This window comes from Seonamhaeicola sp. ABD4_175 (assembly GCF_056160885.1).
Genome location: NZ_JBSWYC010000004.1, coordinates 322,194 through 340,259, shown reverse-complemented (window position 1 = coordinate 340,259; position 18,066 = coordinate 322,194). Strand labels below are relative to the sequence as shown.

General features: G+C 30.5%; 20 protein-coding genes. 16 read left to right on the top strand and 4 right to left on the bottom strand.

Annotation, left to right across the window (positions count from 1 at the left end; translation table 11 throughout):
• Window positions 1–2 precede the first annotated feature (2 nt).
• Complete coding sequence (locus ACXAG4_RS14195) at window positions 3–464, bottom strand: LEA type 2 family protein (protein WP_475296743.1); 462 nt, start codon at window positions 462–464, stop codon at window positions 3–5.
• A 47-nt stretch (window positions 465–511) separates the two neighbouring features.
• On the opposite strand from ACXAG4_RS14195, the gene ACXAG4_RS14190 reads away from it, so the two are divergent.
• The 4 genes from ACXAG4_RS14190 to ACXAG4_RS14175 all read left to right on the top strand — a co-directional run bounded on the left by ACXAG4_RS14190 (window position 512) and on the right by ACXAG4_RS14175 (window position 4,658).
• On the top strand, window positions 512–1,003 hold the full coding sequence (locus ACXAG4_RS14190) for a GNAT family N-acetyltransferase (RefSeq protein ID WP_475296742.1): 492 nt from the start codon (window positions 512–514) through the stop codon (window positions 1,001–1,003).
• Window positions 1,000–1,851 carry a peptide chain release factor N(5)-glutamine methyltransferase gene (gene prmC, locus ACXAG4_RS14185; RefSeq protein WP_475296741.1) on the top strand — a complete coding sequence of 284 codons (852 nt, stop codon included), beginning with the start codon at window positions 1,000–1,002 and terminating at the stop codon, window positions 1,849–1,851. Before ACXAG4_RS14190 ends, prmC begins: the two co-directional genes overlap by 4 nt.
• Window positions 1,851–3,845: an NAD-dependent DNA ligase LigA gene (gene ligA, locus ACXAG4_RS14180; protein WP_475296740.1), complete on the top strand. Its 1,995-nt coding sequence runs from the start codon at window positions 1,851–1,853 to the stop codon at window positions 3,843–3,845. The genes prmC and ligA overlap by 1 nt, the downstream gene beginning before the upstream one ends.
• Window positions 3,846–3,929: 84 nt before the next feature.
• Window positions 3,930–4,658, top strand: coding sequence for a hypothetical protein (locus ACXAG4_RS14175; protein ID WP_475296739.1), 729 nt, complete (start codon window positions 3,930–3,932; stop codon window positions 4,656–4,658).
• A gap of 7 nt (window positions 4,659–4,665) precedes the next feature.
• On the opposite strand, the gene ACXAG4_RS14170 is transcribed toward ACXAG4_RS14175, so the two are convergent.
• Window positions 4,666–5,046 carry a DoxX family membrane protein gene (locus ACXAG4_RS14170; protein ID WP_475296738.1) on the bottom strand — a complete coding sequence of 127 codons (381 nt, stop codon included), beginning with the start codon at window positions 5,044–5,046 and terminating at the stop codon, window positions 4,666–4,668.
• A gap of 173 nt (window positions 5,047–5,219) precedes the next feature.
• Here ACXAG4_RS14170 and ACXAG4_RS14165 point away from each other — a divergent pair, with 173 nt between their 5' ends.
• Window positions 5,220–6,011 (top strand): hypothetical protein, encoded by a 792-nt coding sequence (locus tag ACXAG4_RS14165; protein ID WP_475296737.1) that lies wholly within the window; start codon window positions 5,220–5,222, stop codon window positions 6,009–6,011.
• Here ACXAG4_RS14165 and ACXAG4_RS14160 read toward each other — a convergent pair.
• Together ACXAG4_RS14160 and ACXAG4_RS14155 are read right to left on the bottom strand one after the other, a co-directional pair.
• Complete coding sequence (locus ACXAG4_RS14160; protein WP_475296736.1) at window positions 5,997–6,905, bottom strand: bifunctional metallophosphatase/5'-nucleotidase; 909 nt, start codon at window positions 6,903–6,905, stop codon at window positions 5,997–5,999. The two genes, ACXAG4_RS14165 and ACXAG4_RS14160, sit on opposite strands and share 15 nt — an antisense overlap.
• A gap of 10 nt (window positions 6,906–6,915) precedes the next feature.
• Window positions 6,916–7,674, bottom strand: a complete 759-nt coding sequence (locus ACXAG4_RS14155) for a 5'-nucleotidase C-terminal domain-containing protein (RefSeq protein WP_475296735.1) — start codon at window positions 7,672–7,674, stop codon at window positions 6,916–6,918.
• 58 nt (window positions 7,675–7,732) lie between these two features.
• Here ACXAG4_RS14155 and ACXAG4_RS14150 point away from each other — a divergent pair, with 58 nt between their 5' ends.
• The 11 genes from ACXAG4_RS14150 (at window position 7,733) to coaE (ending at window position 17,998) form a co-directional block, all read left to right on the top strand.
• Window positions 7,733–8,263: a DUF6913 domain-containing protein gene (locus ACXAG4_RS14150; RefSeq protein ID WP_475296734.1), complete on the top strand. Its 531-nt coding sequence runs from the start codon at window positions 7,733–7,735 to the stop codon at window positions 8,261–8,263.
• Window positions 8,253–9,128: a 4-hydroxy-tetrahydrodipicolinate synthase gene (gene dapA / locus ACXAG4_RS14145; protein ID WP_475296733.1), complete on the top strand. Its 876-nt coding sequence runs from the start codon at window positions 8,253–8,255 to the stop codon at window positions 9,126–9,128. Before ACXAG4_RS14150 ends, dapA begins: the two co-directional genes overlap by 11 nt.
• Before the next feature lie 145 nt (window positions 9,129–9,273).
• On the top strand, window positions 9,274–10,128 hold the full coding sequence (locus ACXAG4_RS14140; RefSeq protein WP_475296732.1) for an outer membrane protein assembly factor BamD: 855 nt from the start codon (window positions 9,274–9,276) through the stop codon (window positions 10,126–10,128).
• 11 nt (window positions 10,129–10,139) lie between these two features.
• Window positions 10,140–10,466: a DNA-directed RNA polymerase subunit omega gene (locus tag ACXAG4_RS14135; protein ID WP_148544482.1), complete on the top strand. Its 327-nt coding sequence runs from the start codon at window positions 10,140–10,142 to the stop codon at window positions 10,464–10,466.
• 8 nt (window positions 10,467–10,474) lie between these two features.
• Window positions 10,475–11,686 carry a bifunctional phosphopantothenoylcysteine decarboxylase/phosphopantothenate--cysteine ligase CoaBC gene (coaBC, locus tag ACXAG4_RS14130; RefSeq protein ID WP_475296731.1) on the top strand — a complete coding sequence of 404 codons (1,212 nt, stop codon included), beginning with the start codon at window positions 10,475–10,477 and terminating at the stop codon, window positions 11,684–11,686.
• Complete coding sequence (gene porD, locus ACXAG4_RS14125; RefSeq protein WP_475296730.1) at window positions 11,679–12,566, top strand: type IX secretion system protein PorD; 888 nt, start codon at window positions 11,679–11,681, stop codon at window positions 12,564–12,566. Before coaBC ends, porD begins: the two co-directional genes overlap by 8 nt.
• Before the next feature lie 46 nt (window positions 12,567–12,612).
• Entirely contained in the window at window positions 12,613–14,265 is a 1,653-nt protein-coding gene (gene recN, locus ACXAG4_RS14120; protein ID WP_475296729.1) for a DNA repair protein RecN, read from the top strand.
• 131 nt (window positions 14,266–14,396) lie between these two features.
• Window positions 14,397–15,215, top strand: a complete 819-nt coding sequence (locus ACXAG4_RS14115; protein ID WP_475296728.1) for an enoyl-ACP reductase FabI — start codon at window positions 14,397–14,399, stop codon at window positions 15,213–15,215.
• Between the two features lie 204 nt (window positions 15,216–15,419).
• Window positions 15,420–16,424, top strand: a complete 1,005-nt coding sequence (locus ACXAG4_RS14110; RefSeq protein WP_475296727.1) for a glycosyltransferase family 2 protein — start codon at window positions 15,420–15,422, stop codon at window positions 16,422–16,424.
• A gap of 30 nt (window positions 16,425–16,454) precedes the next feature.
• Entirely contained in the window at window positions 16,455–17,414 is a 960-nt protein-coding gene (locus tag ACXAG4_RS14105; protein ID WP_475296726.1) for a YbbR-like domain-containing protein, read from the top strand.
• Window positions 17,411–17,998 carry a dephospho-CoA kinase gene (coaE, locus tag ACXAG4_RS14100; protein WP_475296725.1) on the top strand — a complete coding sequence of 196 codons (588 nt, stop codon included), beginning with the start codon at window positions 17,411–17,413 and terminating at the stop codon, window positions 17,996–17,998. Before ACXAG4_RS14105 ends, coaE begins: the two co-directional genes overlap by 4 nt.
• The last annotated feature ends 68 nt before the right edge of the window (window positions 17,999–18,066 follow it).

The following is an 18,066-nucleotide window of genomic DNA, read 5'->3' as shown; positions in this document are numbered from 1 at the left end:
TATTAAAATTTTATATTTACGTTATCGGTTTTATCAACATTATAAGCGTATGAAAAACCAAAAACTTTATAAATAATAGCGCCTTTATATTGTACTTTAATTTTTTTAGAAAATAAACTGCCTATTAAACCACCAATATTTTTACTGCTTAAAATGCTATCTGTTGGAATATGTGTTTTTAATGGAATAGAAAATTCTTTTTTTGCTGGCACATCAAAGCTTTCGGTAGATACGGTAGCAATTTCATTATTATTAACATACACTTTTATGGCATCAGTTTTTAACTGGCCACCAACATCATTAGGGTTTAAAAAAACAGCGTTTGCGGTAATGGTAATGTGGTTTTTGGTAGATTCTAAAACTTTTATGTTTTCAACACTTAAAAATTCAGGTTTTTCTTTTATAGTACAACCAAAAATTAAAAATACTATTGTTGATAAAATAATGGCAGCCCTTTTTTGCATGTTTTTATATTTAAGTATCTTCACTTGGGTAAAAATACTATTTTAAAGTGATTAAAGATACTATTGTTATTAGAGAAATTAAGCCAGATGATAATGAGCCGTTAGAGCAATTAATACGCCATTGTTTTTATGAGTTTAACATTCCGTTAGAAGGCACTGCATACACAGACCCAGAAACATCGCAAATGTACCAAGCCTACCAAAACACAAATGATGTTTATTATATTATTGAAAATAACGGCGAAGTTTTAGGAGGTGCAGGTATAAAGCCTTTACCAAACTCAAATGGGCATATTTGCGAGCTTCAAAAAATGTACTTTTCACCAAAAATTAGAGGAAAAGGCTACGGTAAAAAAATGTTTGAAACCTGTTTAAAAGCAGCAAAAAAAATGGGTTATAAACAGTGTTATATAGAATCTGCACCCCAATTAAAGGCAGCTATTCATGTTTATGAAAGTTTTGGATTCAAGCATTTAGATGGCGCTTTAGGTAATACAGGGCATTACAGTTGTGGTATTTGGATGATTAAAGATTTATGAAGTTAAAAGATATTCAAAATACATTTCACACAACATTAAAAGGTATTTATTCAAAAGAAGAAATAAATAACTTCTTTTTTATGTTGAATGAAGCCTATTACGGCATTTCACGGTTACAATTGGCTTTAAACACTAATTTACAGCTAGAAAACACAGATGCAATTTTTAAAGCCTTAGACCATTTAAAAAAAGAAGAGCCAATACAATATATATTAGGTGAAACTGAATTTTTTGGCTTAAATTTTAAGGTAAACCAAAATGTTTTAATACCAAGGCCCGAAACCGAAGAATTAGTAAATTGGGTTATAAATGCATCAAAAACAAACAAACATAAACCTATTACTATTTTAGATATTGGTACCGGTAGCGGTTGCATAGCTATAGCATTAGCTAAAAACTTACCAAAACCAACTGTTTATGCTTTAGATGTTAGTGAAAACGCGTTAAGCATTGCTAAACAAAATGCCGTATTAAATAATGTAAATATTAAGTTTGTTCAAGATGATATTTTAAAACCTAATTTAGAAAATCAACTACCAGATTTTGATGTTATAATTTCAAATCCGCCCTATGTTAGAATGCAAGAAAAAGCATTAATGAAACCCAATGTTTTAAACAATGAGCCTCATTTAGCATTGTTTGTAGAAAATAATAATCCGTTAATATTTTACAATGCTATTTGTAAGTTTGCTTCTAATAAATTAAAAGAAAATGGCGCTTTATTTTTCGAAATAAATGAATATTTAGGAGAAGACATGGCACAATTACTACAAAATTATAAGTTTAAAAATATAGAATTAAAACAAGATATTTTTAAAAAAGACAGAATGATAAAAGGCGTATTTTAATGAATACAGAACAAAAAATAAACCAACTAAGAGAAGAGTTACGTGCACATAATTATAATTATTATGTGTTAGATACTCCAACAATTTCAGATTTTGAGTTTGATGTAAAATTAAAAGAACTTCAAACTTTAGAAGAAAAGTATCCTGAGTTTTTTGATGCTAACTCACCAACACAACGTGTAGGTGGTGCTATTACCAAAAATTTTGAAACTGTTAAGCATGAACACCGTATGTATTCTTTAGATAATTCATATTCAAAAGAAGATTTACAAGATTGGGAAACGCGTATAAAAAAACTAGTTGATGGTAACGTACAATACACCTGTGAGCTTAAATATGATGGGGCTTCAATAAGTTTAACTTATGAAAACGGTTTGTTAGCGCGTGCTGTAACCAGAGGTGATGGTTTTCAAGGAGATAATGTTACGGCCAACGTAAAAACCATAAAGTCTGTACCATTACAGTTAAAAGGTAATTTTCCTTCTAAATTTGATATAAGAGGCGAAATTGTGTTGCCTTTTGATGGATTTAATAAAATGAATGAAGCGCGTTTAGCTAATGGTGAAGAACCATATAGAAACCCAAGAAATACGGCTTCAGGAAGTTTAAAATTACAAGATAGCTCTGAAGTTGCTAAACGCCCGTTAGAATGCTTGCTTTATAATATTACAGGTAATAATTTAGGTGTAAAAACACAGTTTGAAAGTTTAGAAAAAGCAAGATCGTGGGGTTTTAAAGTACCAGAAGTAGCTAAATTAGCTAATTCAATTGAAGACGTTTTAGAGTTTGTAAACTATTGGGATGTACATAGGCATAGTTTACCGTATGAAACAGATGGTGTTGTAATTAAAGTAAATAGTTTACAACAACAAGAAGAGTTAGGTTATACCGCAAAAGCACCACGTTGGGCAATGGCTTATAAGTTTAAAGCAGAACAGGTTTCAACCAAATTAAATAGTATAACATATCAAGTTGGGCGTACTGGTGCAATTACACCGGTAGCTAATTTAGAGCCAGTTGAGTTGGCAGGAACAACAGTAAAAAGAGCGTCATTACACAATGCAGATCAAATTGAAAAATTAGATGTTAGAATTGGTGATGAAGTGTATGTTGAAAAAGGTGGTGAAATTATTCCTAAAATATTGGGTGTAGATGTAGTAAAACGTTTACCAAATTCTCAACCAACAAATTATATTACGCATTGCCCCGAATGTGGTACAGAATTAATAAGAAAAGAAGGCGAAGCGCAACATTATTGCCCTAATTACAATGGTTGTAATCCGCAAATTATTGGTCGAATTCAGCATTACATATCCAGAAAAGCTATGGATATTGAAGGTTTAGGAGGCGAAACCGTAGCGCTTTTAGTAAATGCAGGACTTATAAGTAATTATGCAGATTTATATGAATTAACAAAAGAACAAGTGTTGCCTTTAGAGCGTATGGCAGAAAAAAGTGCCGACAATTTAATTGAAGGTATTTCAAAATCTAAAAACATTCCGTTTGAGCGTGTTTTATTTGCTTTAGGTATTCGTTATGTTGGTGAAACTGTAGCAAAAAAATTAGCTAAACATTATAAAACTGCTGATGCTATTGCTTTGGCTACTGAAGAAGATTTAGTTAATGTTGATGAAATTGGTGTTAAAATTGCGCAAAGTGTTGTAGACTTTTTTAATTCTGAAGTTAATAAAAATATTATTGAAAGATTAAAAAGTTTTGGTGTGCAATTACAAATATCTGAAGAAGAGCTTGCAGGACAAACAACCATTTTAGAAGGGAAAACCATTGTGGTTTCAGGTGTGTTTCATACTGTTTCAAGAAATGAATTAAAAAAGTTAATTGAAGATAATGGCGGTAAGGTTGCCAGTTCAATATCGTCAAAAACAAGTTTTATTGTTGCTGGCGATAATATGGGGCCAAGTAAAAAAGAAAAAGCAAAAAAGCTAAGTATTTCTATTTTAAGTGAAAGTGAATTTTTACAAAAAATAAAATAATCGTGTATTTCATCGATAAAATGTATTTTTTTACCGTTAAATTGAATTCAAGTTTTATATTTGTATTGAATTAAAAGTAGTTGAATGTCAACATCAAAGATAATATATTTGTTTGTATTACTAGCGTATATTTTGTTTGCCGTAACGGGGTTTATGGGTTATGATGATATGTCGGCTATTTTAAATGCTCTTATAGTACCTTTAATTGCTGTTAATTACTTTCTTTTTTATAAAGGCAAAACAAAGTATTTTATATTATTTATGATATGTTACACCATATCAGATGTAGAAGGTTTATTTGTTAATTTACTACCAAATACAGCTACTTTTGACTTTATATTTAATGCAGATTATTATATAGGTAATACACTTTATATTCTGGCATACTTTTTCTTGATATTGCTAATAGCTCAGGGTGTTAATTTTACCCAAGTAGTTAAAAATTTTAAAATTCATTTAATTGTTTTATTGTTTTTAAATATATGGTTAGTGTATGTTTTACAGGTAATAGTGTCACCTAATACAAATTTTAATGGCGAATATTATTTGGAGTTTATTTACAACATAGTTATGCTATTCTTGCTTTCCGTAGCGCTTCTTAACTATTTTTATAAAGACAATAAAAAGGCATTGTTTCTTTTTTTAGGCACTATGTGTATTGTGTTTTCTGAGGTTGTTGATGTTGCTTATATATATATGGCACACAGGCATTTACTTGTATTATTGTCTACTACGCTTACACTATTTGCTTTTTTCTTTTTTTGTAAACAAGCAACTTTATTAGATGTGAAAAAAGATGGTATGTATGTTTAAACTTTTTTTATTCCTGTTTTAAATAAGGAATATCTTTTTTGTACAAAATCAATATAATTACAGCTATTATAAAAGTAAATATTGCGGTACTAAAAAGCACACCACCATCATTATTTACAATTATACCTAATGTAGTTATGTGCATAATTATTGCGCCACCAATAATGCCTAAAGTTAATAAAGCGCCAACCCATACTGTTTTTGGTATTAACAACAATATGCCGGTAATTAATTCAAAAACACCAATAATAATTCTGCCATAAGGTTCTAAACCAACCTTAGTAAAAATATAAACACTGTCTGGGTGTGCTGTAAATTTATATCGTAATGTTTGAATAAGAATAATGGCTACAATTAAACGTAATATAAATGGAATATGCTTTTTCATATTTTGAGTGTGTTGTTTTATTAGACGATTATTTTTCATTTACTTACCAATTTAGTAATAAGAGTATCGACGAATGAACATGATTTTGATATAAAAATCGATAAAAAGTAGTTTTTAAACGTTGAAATAACAATTTTTTATTATATTTGATTAACCTACTTATTGTTATCGTTATGAAAAAATTATTCACTCTGCCCTTTGGTAAATTAATTTTTAGCGTATTTTCTTTATTTGTAGCAGTAATTGTATACAGTTATGTGGCAAATAATTTAGAAATAGCTAAATATGTATACTCATTAATTATACCCACTTTTTTAGTTATTTATGTTTCAAAATTTAAAAGTTTAAACGTTGGGTTTGCTTTCTTTTTAGTATTTGCTTTTCTAGGCAATTTAGCATCACTATTTTTTTATGAAGATTTGCAGTTAAAAATTTCTAGCGCTTTATACGTTATGGGTTTCTTATATTTAATAGCTATTAAACTACCTAAGTTTAAAGTTTATAAATTAGATAAACTTATTATTGGTTATTTAATAATGATTTTTTTTATTGGATTTTACTTTTTATTCAGTTTGTACACAGCTCTTAATAACGTGGTGAGTGATAGTAGTGAAGTGTTATTATTTGCTATAAAAAACGCTGTGGTTATGCTTTTAGCATTATTGGCTTACGGCGTGTATTTGTCTTCAGAAAGCAGACAATCTGTTTGGTTTCTAGTAAGTATTATATTTTTAGGTTTTGCAACAGTTTTAAATTATGTAAACTTATATTATGTATATCATTGGACTTTTGAAATGCTAGAAAAAATCATGCATGTATCTGGTATTTATTTTTTAGTTAATTCAATGGCTTTTAAAGAAACAACAAAAACTAACTACAATAAGGTAAAAACACCAAGTCATACATTAAAATTACCCAAAAAACTTAGTTCGGGTAGTGGTAATTTAAGTTTAAACAATTATTGATGTGCCGTTAGCCGATTTGTTTTTATCAGTATCAAAATAAAAATCAATTTTTCCTAAATAAATACCGTAACATCCAACTTGGTTTACAAGCGTGTTTTTGTTATCAATATTTTTCACAACAGTAGGTTTTGGTAAAAACGTGTGAGTATGGCCACCAATAATTAAATCTATATCTCGGGTGGCTTTGGCTAAACTTAAATCGCCAATTTTATCACTCTTGTAATTATAACCTAAATGCGATAAACAAATAATTAAATCACATTGTTCTTCGGTTTTTAAAACTCTAGTCATTTCTTGGCTCGTTTCAATAGGGTCTAAATATTCAGTTTCCTTGTAAAGAGAAGGTGCTACCAAACCTTTTAAAGCAATACCTAAGCCAAAAACACCAATTTTAATACCATCTTTAGTAAACACTTTATAGGGTTTAACGTGTGTATCCATTACGGTGTTTTTAAAGTTGTAATTAGAGGAAACAAAATCGAATTTAGCATGCGGTAATTGCGCATACAAACCATTAATACCATTGTCAAAATCATGATTTCCAATAGTTGCTGCATCATATTTTAGCATGCTCATAAGTTTAAACTCTAGTTCGCCACCGTAATAATTAAAATAAGGCGTACCTTGAAAAATATCACCAGCATCTAATAAAAGTGTGTTTGGGTTTTCATTTCTAATACTTTCAACCAATGTTGCTCTTCTGGCAATTCCACCTTTATTAGCATTTCTGCCGTCATTAGGCCCAAAAGCATCAATATGGCTATGCACATCATTGGTGTGCAAAATGGTTATTTTTTTTGCTTTTGAAGCTGAAAAAGATTGTAAACCAACACTGCCTAAAGTTACTAAAGCGGTTCCTGCTGTTGCTTGTTGAATAAATGCTCTACGTTTCATGTTTTAAAGATTATTTAATTTGAATAAACCTGTCGTCAATAACAGGGCTAATGGTGTCAATTGTATTAAAATGATCAATTAAAGCGGTTCTAATTTTATAATTCAATTTGTATAATGAATCATTTGGTTTAAAAAAAGTCATGCCATCATTTCCTTCGTATAAATAATCGTTTGTAGCTACATAATAGGTTTTGTTTTTATTAATATTTTCACCTTTAATAGTGGCGTTTATTGGTTTAAAATCTGCATCAATTTTAAGCTTAAGTTGTGAAATAGGATGCGCGCTTTTGTGGCTAGATAAAAAATTTACAATACTATCAATTTGAGTACCTTTTAGGGCTACAACCACAATACTATTTTCAAAAGGCATAATTTCAAAAGCGGTTCTTTTACTTATGTTTCCTTTAGGTAAAATAGCTCTAATGCCACCATGATTTAGTAAAACCATATCAATATTTTTACCAGTTCTTTTATTAAAAACGGGGTTGGCTTGGGTGTAAACGGCATCGGCTAAAAAGTTGCCTATAGCAGTGTTAAATTCGCCGTCTTTTTTAGAGTACACATTTTTAGAGTAGGCTAGAGTGCTGTCTAAATCGTTGTTAATGTGTTCTCTAAAAGGTTTTATGAAAGAGTCAATTTCAGGATTTGTAAGTAACGAATCTGAAATTTCAATACGTTTACCTTCAATTTTATGTAAATGATAGGTTTGCTCTTTACAGCTAGTTAAGCCAAAAATTATTAACAAAATAAATAAATGTGTTAACCTCATGTGTTTAATCAAAATTTTGAATGTAGTTTTGCTACCTTTGCGAAAAGGTTAAAGATAAATGATTTTACAGGGTTTTAAAGAGAAATCTAATAAAAAGTACTTGAATAAATTGTTATCTAAAAGACAGGTAAATGTTACCAGTTCTAAGATTAGAAGTTTAGGAGTTATATTAAATGTTGATGAGTTTGATGATCTTGATACTTTTAGAAAACTTGCAGATTTAATAAAAGTACATCATAATAAATTAAAAGTAGTAGTGTTTTCTGAAAGTAAAAAGGAAGCGCTACTCTCTTGGGTAGAATGTTTTAATCCTAAAGATTTTGGATGGAACGGTGCAGTAAGTAATGTAGAGTTAAAATCTTTCTTAGAGCATGATTTTGACATGCTTTTAAGTTACTATCAAGAAGATATTTTAGAATTAAAATTAATTACAGCATCTTCAAAAGCTCAATTTAAAGTAGGTGTTTTGCAAACCGATGAACGTTTAAACGACCTTATAATTAAAACAAATATTAATGAATTTGATGTGTTTAAAAATGAACTTTTTAAATACCTAACTATATTAAACAAAATTAAAAATGAACAGTAAGTTTTTAGGAACTGGCGTTGCTTTAGTTACACCTTTTAATGCAGATTTAAGTGTAAACCACCAAGCTTTAACCAACATTGTAAACCATAATATTGAAAACGGTACAGAATACCTTGTTATTTGTGGTACAACAGCAGAGAGCGCTACACTTACAAAGCAAGAAAAACAAGATGTTATTGCAACCATTTCTAAAGCTAATAATGGGCGTTTACCTTTGGTTTTAGGTATTGGCGGAAACAATACAAAGCAAGTGGTTGATGAAATTAAAACTACAGATTTTACGGGTATTAGTGCCATTTTATCGGTAGCGCCGTATTACAATAAGCCAACTCAAGAAGGGTTTTATCAGCATTTTAAAGCAATTTCTCAAGCTTCACCAGTTGATATCATTTTATACAATGTACCTGGTAGAACTGCCAAAAATATGGATGCAGCTACAACACTTCGTTTAGCTAACAATTTTTCAAATATTATTGGTGTGAAAGAAGCAGGTAATAATATGGCACAATATTTAGAGTTACTTAAAAACAAACCAGACGATTTTTTAATTATTTCAGGTGATGATGATTTAGCTTTGGGTGTTGTTCTAGCAGGAGGTGCCGGTGTTATTTCGGTAATTGGGCAAGCATTACCAAAAGATTTTTCAGAAATGATTCGTTTAGGCTTAAAAGGAAATGCTAAAGATGCTTACAGGATTCATTTTAAATTAATGGACATTATTGGTTACATTTTTGAAGAAAACAATCCATCAGGCATCAAAGCTGTTTTTGAAGCCTTAGGTTTATGTGCAGATACCGTTAGGTTACCCGTAGTACCAGCTACAAGTGCTTTAAAAGAAAAAATAAAAGCATACTTAGCAAAATAAATTAAACAATAGTATGTTTTTAATACATACAAAAGTTAAATATAACTTAAACGGTACAGTAACTAAGTTTAAGCGTTTATTTTAGCTTAAAATATTATTTTTAAAATCCATATTATTAACGTAATTTTGCCCTCTGTTAAAAATTATGAAAAAGTTTTTTTACATATTATTATCAACAATCATTTTAAGCTCGTGTAGCGAATATCAAAAGGTGTTAAAAGCATCAGGAGAAGGCGCTATAAAACAAAAGTTTGAAATGGGCGAAACTTTATACAATGAAGGTAAGTTTACAAAAGCTAGCCGTTTATTTGCTCAAATAGTACCAGAATACAGAGGGAAACCTCAAGCCCAAAAGCTTATGTATTTATATGCTATGACCTTTTATGAAATGAAAGATTATTACACATCAGCATATAGGTTTGAGCAATTTGCAACAGCATACCCAAAAAGTGAAAAGCTTGAAGAAGCCGCTTTTTTAAGTGCTAAAAGTTATTATATGTTATCGCCAGCATATACTAAAGACCAAAAAGAAACTATTGAAGCTATTGAAAAAACTCAAGAATTTATCAATAGGTTTCCAGATTCTAAATATTTAGAAGATGCTAATAAACTTGTAAAAGAACTAGAATTTAAATTAGAACAAAAAGCATTTCATATAGCAAAACAATATAGTGATATTGCGCCTGGTTTTACAAGAGATTTTACAGCGGCTATAAAATCTTTTGACAATTTTCTTTATGAATTTCCAGGTTCAAAATTAAGAGAAGATGCATTCTATTACAGGCTAGATGCTGTATACCAGCAAGCTGTAAATAGTTTTGAATACATAAGCTCTAGAGAAGAAGGCGTTGTTCAATTACGTAAACAACGTTTAGAAACAGCAAAAGAATACGGTAATTCATTTAAAAAAATGTTTGCTAATTCAAAATACACCAACCAAGTAAATGAGATGGTAAAGGCTGTTGAAGAAGAATTAAACACGTATAGCACACAAAGTTAAACATAATCACAATGGATTTAAAAAAAATCAATGCTCCTGTTAATACAGTAACTTATGATAGAAATCAAGTAGATGAGCCTACAGAAAATATCTATGAGTCAATTTCTATTATTGCTAGAAGAGCAGAACAAATTAACACAGAGATTAAAAAAGAACTTATTGATAAGTTAGAAGAATTTGCTACTTACAATGACAGTCTTGAAGAAATCTTTGAAAATAAAGAGCAAATTGAGGTTTCAAAATTCTACGAAAAATTACCAAAACCTCATGCATTAGCTGTTCAAGAATGGCTAACTGATAAAATTTATTTTAGAAATACAGAGGAAGACGCTCAGTAATATTTCTTATGAGTATTCTAAGCGGCAAAAACGTACTATTAGGAATTAGTGGCGGTATTGCCGCTTATAAAACAGCTTCACTAGTAAGGTTGTTTATAAAAGCAGGTGCCAATGTGCAAGTTGTAATGACGCCAGCTTCAAAAGAATTTATAACACCCTTAACACTTTCAACATTATCTAAAAACCCTGTATATTCATCTTTTACAAACGAAGATGATGATACCGGTGTATGGAATAACCATGTAGATTTAGGCCTTTGGGCAGATTTACTTTTGGTGGCACCTGCAACAGCAAACACCATGTCTAAAATGGCAAATGGTGTATGTGATAATTTGTTGCTTGCAACATATTTATCGGCTAAATGTGCTGTGTATTTTGCACCGGCTATGGATTTAGATATGTACAAACACCCAACAACCTTGGCATCTTTTGAAAAATTAAAAGACTTTGGTAATACCATGATTCCTGCAACTAGTGGAGAATTGGCTAGCGGATTGGTAGGTGAAGGTAGAATGGCAGAACCCGAAGATATTGTAAGCTTCATAGAAAACGATATTGTAAACAAATTACCATTAAAAAATAAAACAATATTAATTACAGCAGGCCCAACTTATGAAGCTATAGATCCTGTGCGTTTTATTGGAAATCATTCTAGCGGAAAAATGGGGTTTGAAATTGCCAAGGCAGCGGCTAATTTAGGCGCTAAAGTTATATTGGTTACGGGGCCAACAAACCAAAATGTTTTACACAGTTTTATTAATGTAATACCAGTTGTAAGTGCACAAAACATGTATGATGAAGTACATAAACATTATCAAAATGTTGATGTAGCCATACTATCGGCTGCGGTGGCAGACTATAAACCAAAAAATGTAGCGCTTCAAAAAATAAAAAAGAAAGATGAAACGTTAACATTACAGTTAGAAAAAACTAAAGATATTTTAGCATCATTAGGTGCCATTAAAACCAAACAATATTTAGTAGGCTTTGCTTTAGAAACTAATAATGAATTAGAAAATGCAAAAGGCAAGCTAAAAAGAAAGAATTTAAATTTAATTGTTTTAAATTCGTTAAACGATAAAGGGGCAGGCTTTAAAGGCGATACCAATAAAGTTACTTTTATTGATGAAAACGAAACTATTACAGAATTTCAATTAAAATCTAAGGCCGATGTAGCCAAAGATTTATTAAACAAAATAACAGAGCAAATTAATGCGTAACATTTTAATTGTTTTTACTTTTTTAATTACATGGGTTGGGTTAGCGCAAGAGTTAAATTGCAATGTTGTTGTTAATGCGCAATTTACGGGCAATGAAAACTTTCCCATTTTTAAAACTCTAGAAAAACAACTTACAGAGTTTGTTAATAACACAAAATGGACAAACAAAACATTTTTGCCACAAGAGCGTATAGATTGTAGTATGGTTATTAATGTTTCAAATTATAGTAGCGAATCTTTTGAAGCCTCATTACAAGTACAATCATCTCGTCCAGTTTACGGCTCGTCTTACAGCACGCCAGTTTATAATTTTAATGATAAAGATTTTAATTTTAGTTATTTAGAGTATCAAAATCTTATTTTCAATCCGCAACAATTTCAATCTAATTTAGTATCGGTTATCGCTTTTCATGTGTATATGATTTTAGGTTTAGATGCCGATTCTTTTGCGCCCAATGGAGGTAGTGCTTATTTTAAGCAAGCACAAACCATTACAAATTATTCGCAACAAGGCAATTTTAAAGGTTGGAAATTAGAAGACGGTTTGCAAAGTAGGTTTATGCTTATAGACAATTTATTATCGCCAACATTTAAAGAATATAGGCAAGTAATAAACGTGTACCATCGTGATGGTTTAGATGTTATGAGTGAAAATACTAAACAAGGTAAAGAAGCCATTGCAGCTGTGTTACAACAGTTTCAAAGTATGAATAGCCGCAGACCAAATTCGTTTTTACAACGCACATTTTTTGATGCAAAGGCCAATGAAATTACTGAAATTTTTAGCGATGGCCCCAATGTAAACATTGCTAATTTAAAAGATGTACTTCAAAAAGTAGCGCCAATGCACAGCAGCAAATGGCAAAATATTAAGTTTTAATTTTCAAACGTTTAGTTTTTTAACTAAAAATTGCAACTAATTACTTATGCTAACATCACTTTCAATAAAAAATTACGCATTAATTGATAATCTTAAAGTAGATTTCAATAATGGATTTTCTATAATAACAGGTGAAACCGGTGCAGGAAAATCTATTTTACTTGGTGGCTTGTCTTTAATTTTAGGTAAACGTGCCGATTTAAGTAGTTTGAAAGACGCCTCAAAAAAATGTATTATTGAGGCTGTTTTTAATGTGGCCAACTATAAATTAGAAGCACTTTACAAAGCCGAAGATTTTGATTATGAACCTTTAACCATTATACGTAGAGAAATTCTGCCCTCAGGAAAATCGCGTGCTTTTGTTAATGATTCGCCTGTAAACTTAAGTAGTTTACAACTTTTAGGTGAGCGTTTGTTAGATATACACTCGCAACACCAAACATTGCAATTAACTGATGATGCTTTTCAATTTCAAATTATTGATGCTTTAGCAAAAAACGAAACACCGTTATACAATTATAAAACCGAATTAAAGGTTTATAAAAAACTACAAAAAGAGTTAAATGAACTATTAAATTTTCAGGCAGAAGCCATAAAAGAGCACGATTACAATACCTTTTTATTAAAAGAATTAGTAGAAGCTAATTTGGTTGAAGGCGAATTACACGAGCTTGAAGAAGAGTTTGAAACCTTAAATAATATTGAAGGCATCAAAGAAAAATTATCTGAAGCATATCAATTATTAACCGATGAGCAATTAGGGGCTATTCCAACCTTAACGAATTTAAAAAACACTTTTCAGAAGTTAACTGGCTTATCATCAAAATACCAAGATTTATTCAATAGAGTAAACAGTAGTTTAATTGAATTAGATGATGTCTTTTCAGAAGTAAATACACTACAAGACAATTTAGATGCAAACCCAAGTAGGCTAGAAGAGGTAGATGCCAAATTAAAAAAACTACATGATTTAATGCAAAAACATGTAGCCGAAGATGTTTCAGAATTAATAAAAATTAAAGAAACTTTAGAAGAAAAAGTGGCTGTTACCCAAAATTTAGATGATACTATTGAAAAAAAGCAACAAGCCATAAAAACTCAAGAAAACGTATTAAATACACTTGCAAAAACTATTAATAAAAATAGAAGTTTAGCTATTCCAGAATTGAAAAAGCAACTAGAAACCATGTTGGCAGATTTAGGTATGGCAAATGCACAATTTAATATTGCGGTAAAATTACAAAGTGCCTTTTTACCTAATGGAAAAGATGATTTGCAGTTCTTGTTTTCAGCCAATAAAGGTGGTAGTTTTAATGAGTTAAAAAAAGCTGCATCGGGCGGAGAATTATCTAGAATAATGCTAGCAATAAAGTCTATTTTATCAAAATACATGCAATTACCAACCATTATGTTTGATGAAATTGATACCGGTGTTTCTGGCGAAATATCAAATAAAATGGGCGATATTATGCTGCAAATGAGTAAAACTATGCAGGTGTTTTCAATAACACATTTACCGCAAATTGCAGCCAAAGGGCATTCGCATTATAAAGTATATAAGCAAGATGTAGATAATGTAACGCAAACCAATTTGGTAAAATTAAACCATGATGAACGTGTTGTAGAAATAGCTCAAATGTTAGGCGGTACAGATATGTCATCATCAGCCTTAGCGCACGCCAAAGAATTACTAAACTAAAAAAACAATAAGTTTTAAATAATAAATTATAAGTTTCTTATTTTTGAAGCTTTAAAACAGTAACTACTGTTAGCATTAGTTGCATACATTAAAACAAAAACATAAACACAGGAATAAACCAACAAAGAGATATGTCACATAATTTATTAAAAGGAAAAAAGGGAATCATTTTTGGAGCATTAGATGCCAATTCAATTGCTTGGAAAACTGCAGAACGCGTACATGAAGAAGGCGGGCAATTTGTATTAACAAATGCACCAGTAGCCATGAGAATGGGACAAATAAATGAATTAGCCGAAAAAACAGGATCTCAAATTATTCCTGCCGATGCAACATCAGAAGAAGATTTAAAAAATCTTGTTGAGCAATCAATGGAAATATTAGGCGGTAAAATAGATTTCGTTTTACACTCCATTGGTATGTCTATAAACGTACGTAAAGGCAAACATTACACAGACCAAAATTATGCTTGGACACAAAAAGGAACCGATGTTTCTGCCATGTCTTTTCACAAAGTTATGCAAACACTTTACAAAGCCGATGCTATGAATGAGTGGGGAAGCATAGTAGCATTAACATATATGGCCGCACAACGTGTATTTCCAGATTATAATGACATGGCCGATAATAAAGCCTATTTAGAAAGTATAGCACGTAGCTTTGGGTATTTCTTTGGAAGAGATAAAAAAGTACGTGTAAACACCATTTCACAATCACCAACACCAACAACAGCAGGTAGTGGTGTAAAAGGTTTTGATGGGTTTATTTCATATGCCGAAAAAATGTCGCCATTAGGTAACGCAACCGCACTAGATTGTGCAAACTACACCGTAACACTATTTAGTGATTTAACAAAACGTGTAACGCTACAAAACCTTTATAATGATGGTGGTTTTAGCAACATGGGTGTAAGTGATGCTGTAATGAGCACGTTTATGAACGAAGAATAAAAAAATAAAATTATACTTATAAAAGCCACCTTTATTGGGTGGCTTTTTTGTTACATTTGTGTATGAACAATTTGGGCGTTACCCATAGGGTCGGGCTTTCGGCAGTCACTTTTATATTTTGTAAAATAGCATACCCAAAAAGCAAAATATAAAGAGTTCCAACAAAGCCTCAATCCCTAACGCAAAAGCAACGTAAAACAAATAATGGCATTACAATTTTCATTTATAATACCAGTTTATAATAGGCCCGATGAAATCTTGGAGCTTCTTCAAAGTTTTATAAACTTAAAAACTAACACACCCTTTGAAATTGTAATTGTAGAAGATGGCTCAACAATAACGTCAAAAAATATAGTAGAGCAATTTAATACCATTTTAAATATAGCCTATTATTTTAAACCAAATTCTGGCCCTGGAGACTCCAGAAACTTTGGAATGCAAAAAGCCAAAGGCAATTATTTTATTATTTTAGATAGTGATGTTATTTTGCCACCAAACTATTTAAATGCTGTAGAAAAAAGTTTAAACAAAAATTATGTAGATTGTTTTGGCGGGCCAGATACAGCACACCAATCATTTACCAATTTACAAAAGGCCATTAATTTTTCAATGACATCGGTAATAACAACTGGTGGTATTAGAGGTAATAAAAATAGCGTGGGCAAATTTCAACCCAGAAGTTTTAATATGGGTATTTCAAAACAAGCATTTAAAGCATCAAAAGGTTTTGGGCGTATTCATCCAGGTGAAGACCCAGATTTATCAATTCGCCTCTGGAATTTAGGTTACAAAACCAAACTTATTTCAGGTGCTAAAGTGTTTCATAAACGTCGTATTTCTTGGAAAAAATTCTACATTCAAGTACATAAGTTTGGTATGGTTAGGCCTATTTTAAATGCGTGGCATCCTTCAACAAAAAAAATAACATATTGGTTTCCTACGGTATTTTGTTTAGGGTTTTTATTGGCATTATTATTAATTTTATTCAATTTTAACGCCTTATTATATGCGTACGCATTGTACTTTGTGTTAGCCTTTTTTATGGCATTGGCAACAACAAAAAGTATAGAGGTTTCGGTGTTGGCAATACCCGCCATTAGTATACAATTTTTAGGTTATGGCTATGGGTTTTTAAAATCTACATGGGCCGTTAGTGTGCTAAAAAAGCAACCCGAAACACGTTTTCCTAAATTGTTTTTTAAAAATTAATAAAACGTTTAATCTTGCTACATTGTTAAAATGATTGGTAAAATAAAATCTAAAATAGCAGCATCTATTAAAAGTAAAAGGTATAATGTGTTCTTTTTATTTCTGTTATTTTCGTTTGTTATTTTAATAGTATCTAAACTGTCAAAAGATTATACCAACACCATTTCATTTCAAATAGAAAAAATAAATGTACCCCAAGAGCATGTTATTTTAAATGACTCTGTACAACTACATATCACTTTAAAAACTCACGGTTTTAAGTGGTTAAACTATTATTTTAACAATCCTAAAGTGCAAATAGATTTTAGTAAAGATGTTACTAAACATAATAAAACCTATATGTACAATAAATCTAAAGCCTATATAAATAACACACAGTTTAATGAACAAGTTGAACTTCTAAATATAAGCCCAGATACATTAGTTTTTAAATTTGATGTTAATATGGTAAAAAAAGTACCAGTAAATTTAAACGCTACAATTAATTATAGTGTTGGTTATAATACTTTAAACGCTATTGCATTACAACCAGATTCTGTAGTTGTAATTGGGCCTGATATGCTGGTTTCAAAAATAAATAAAATAGAAACAGAACCGCTTGTTTTAAATGATGTAAGAGATGATATTGATACTAAAATAGCTTTACATTTACCCCAAAAGCATAAAGGTTTGAATATATCTGCAAAACAAATACAGGTATTAGCTAATGTTGAAAAGTTTACTGAAGGCACTTTAAAAGTACCAATTAATGTTGTTAATGTGCCCAAAGGTGTTACTGTTAAATTTTTTCCAAAAGCAGTAACTGTGGCCTATTATGTGAGTTTGAATAATTTTCAAAACATAACAACAACAGATTTTGAAGTTGTTTGCGATTATGCTAAAATAACCGAAAATCAAAACTTTTTAGTGCCAGAACTAGTGCGTATTCCTAGCACAGTAAAAAGTGCTAAAATAAATAACAAGCAAATAGAATTTATAATAACAAAATGATAGTTGTAGGCCTTACAGGTGGTATTGGTAGTGGTAAAACTACCGTTGCAAAACAGTTTAAAAGATTAGGTGTGCCGGTTTATATTGCAGATGATGAGGCAAAAAAACTAATGAACACATCAAAAGTTATAAAACGAAAATTAATACAACTTTTTGGTGAAAATGCGTATGTAAATAATGCTTTAAATAAGCCTTATCTGGCCAGTGTTATTTTTAATGATAAAAGCTATTTAGAACAAATGAATGCTATTGTACACCCAAGGGTAGCAAGGCATTTTAAAAAATGGATAGCTAAACAAAATACTACCTATGTAATTAAAGAAGTAGCCATTTTATTTGAAAATGGAGGGCATAAACAATGTAATTTTGTTATCACAGTTGTGGCGCCATTAGAACTTAGAATAGAGCGTTTGTTAAAACGTGATGACACTACAAAAGAAAAAATAAAAGCTATAATGAACAACCAGTTGCCTGATGATGAAAAAGTTAAGTTGTCAGATTTTGTAATTGAGAATACCTCATTAAAAAACACAAAAAAACAAGTAGAAAAAATACACCAACAACTGCTTTTAAAAGATAAATAGCATACCATTTTAACATTTTTGTTAATGTAAGGTTAAAACATAAGTGTACTACATGTTAAAATGTTAAT